The sequence below is a fragment of the Tunicatimonas sp. genome (assembly GCF_049647865.1).
Taxonomy (GTDB): Bacteria; Bacteroidota; Bacteroidia; order Cytophagales; family Cyclobacteriaceae; genus Tunicatimonas.
The window spans coordinates 1-2,587 of the sequence record NZ_JBARYM010000323.1; the positions used below are offsets into that span (position 1 = coordinate 1).

Here is a 2,587-nt window from a genome sequence, read left to right on the forward strand (position 1 = left end):
GGGCCCAGCCGGTTCTCAGCTTCAGCAGGTCAACGTTCGGTATGGTGACCATTTCACTCAACAACACACTTAGTGAGGCAGAAGGATAGAAGTAGGAGTTCTCTCCTTCAGGCAGGGTGCTAGACCAGTCGTTACGAGCCGTTACGTCCAGATAAATCATATCCCTGAAACCGAAAGTCGCTAAACCATATACACTGTAAATGGATTTCTCATAGATAGAGCTGCCGTAATCCAGATTTTCCGGAGCGATGTTATCCAGTGTAAACAAACCGGGAATAATCAAGCCCCCGCCTCTTCTCCGAGTGGCATTCCTTACGTTTCTACCGCTTTGGTTCAGGATATTACCTCCCGCCGACACTGAAACACTGAGCTGATCCAACACTTTGGAGTAAGTGGCCAGTATGTCGCTGTTATTTTCTCGTCGGGTCAACCCAATAATGCCGTAAGCCCCGTTGGGTTCTAATGTGTAGCTGGGAGCCATTTTCGTTTCCCGCTCCTCGGTATATTGGTCCATGGATACTCGTCCCGTAATACTGAAAGAAGGGGCAATCTGCCAGTTGGCCCGTACGTTACCAAAGAACCGGTCCCGGACAAAACTATTCTCTATTTCATTCGCTAAAAAGTAGGGGTTATTTGCCTCGCCCGGCAAAAATGATCTCTGTTGAATACCTTCCCGGCCCGGCTCCCAGTAGTCTTCCAAATCGCGAATGTCCACATCGGGAGTGACGGCGTAGGCCCACTGCAGCGGATTGGAACCTCGGTTACCCGCCGGACGATTGTTAGAGTGACTACGGTTGAAGTTCAGACTACTGCTGACCTCTACCTTTTCGTGAACTTTCACCGAAGAATTGAGGCCAACCGAATTTCGGAACAGATCGGTATTAGGAATGAGTCCTCGGCTGCTCATGTTGGAATAAGTCAGTCGGTAGTTCATCCATTCGTTGCTATTAGCAATAGCGATGTCGTTGTTGGAAGCGATACCGGTTTGCAAGAAGTTCCTCACGTTATCCGGGTGCGATTCTAACGGCAATGCCTGCGGAATACCGTTTTCGTCCAGCGGGCTGTTCCACTGGATAGCATCGTAGCCTCGGTCGAGCTCCGGGCCATTTCCCGCCGGAATCACTAACGAACCGAGTATGGGAAATGCATCGGTTAAGTCCTGGTTGTAAATAACCAGTGGTAAGTTAAATAAGGAATACGGATTGTTATCCGGGGTATAGCTTCGTCCCCCCATCGCGAAGTTCTGTTTCATATCCAAAAACTGGGTAGGCCGGTCAAAAACGGTATTGGAAGAAACCGATACAGTCATCTGATCCACCCCGCTACCGGATTTGGTGGTAATCAGTACCACCCCGTTTCCCGCTCGGGACCCGTAGAGGGCAGCGGCACTGGGACCCTTTAGGATGGATATGCTCTCAATATTCGCGGGGTTCAAATCCGATATGGCGTTACCGTAGTCCACCCGATTGTCACGCCCCACTTCGCTCACATTATTTAGGGTATTAGCTACCGGTACGCCATCAATCACAAATAGCGGTTGATTATCACCGTTAAGAGAAGTGGCTCCGCGGATGACCATACTGACCGAAGAACCCGCCGCTCCGGTGGAGTTAATAGTAACTCCGGGCACTTTACCCGCCAGTCCGTTCAGCACATTTTCCTGAGCAACCCGGCTCAGCTCCTGCCCTTCTACTTCCGCCACCGAATAGCCTAGTGAGCGTTCCTCCCGCTTAATTCCTAGTGCAGTTACAATCACTTCCTCGAGAGATTCAGAGCTTACGGCTAAAGAAATATCTACTACGCTCCGCCCATTGATTGGAATCTCCTGGGTTTGGTACCCAACAAAAGAAATAACCAGCACCGCATTATCACTAGTAGTCTGAATAGCGTAACGTCCGTCGATGTCGGTAATCGTACCGTTACGGGTGTTCTTCTCAATAACGTTTACCCCCGGCAAGGCCTGACCATCCTCGGAGGAAGTTATTTGGCCGGTAATAGTCGCGACGACTGCTCGGTTGCTGATCTCCGAATTAGCTGAAATCAGTTCGCTGGCCCAGGCGTTACCCATCCCGAGTAAAATAGTCGCAAATAAGATAGCTGATTGACAAAGCTTTCGATTGTAAAGTGTTAGTACCATAGTTTTAATAGTTAAATCATAATATTGAATTACTGAGTAGTATTGAGGATTAGTTCTTCTTGCAGATGCCGGTAGTTTTCGTATAAATAGTCAACCTCCTTTCTGATATTGGCCGAGAATAGGCCCGTTTCCCGACGGGTAAAAGTTGAGATTTTGAAGTCTTGTTTTTGTAAAAAGTACTTCGCTGTTACAGGATAAATTGTGTGCATGATTTCCATATTGTCGGTCAGGAAATTCTGAACCTTGCTTATTTCAATTTCCAGTTGAGGGTTATTGTAGTTTTGACACAGCCAGACAATAAGTTCGGGAAAGAAATTACCCTGGATACAGGACAGCCCAGCTGACCCACCTTTTAGTGATTCTACCGCGTGAACCAGATAAGCATCGTACAGCCCAAAATTATATGCCTTTCCGGCAGCTACTTTTGCTTTCACTTGTTCAATATCCAGA

The 2,587-nt window shown here is 48.0% G+C and carries 1 protein-coding gene and 1 pseudogene; both read right to left on the reverse strand.

Annotated features, from left to right (window positions below):
- On the reverse strand, nucleotides 1-2,137 hold a 2,137-nt coding region (locus tag WBA23_RS09780), incomplete at its 3' end, for a SusC/RagA family TonB-linked outer membrane protein (RefSeq protein WP_424582095.1).
- 29 nt (nucleotides 2,138-2,166) lie between these two features.
- Nucleotides 2,167-2,587, reverse strand: a pseudogene (locus WBA23_RS09785) (dihydrodipicolinate synthase family protein); the annotation flags it as partial.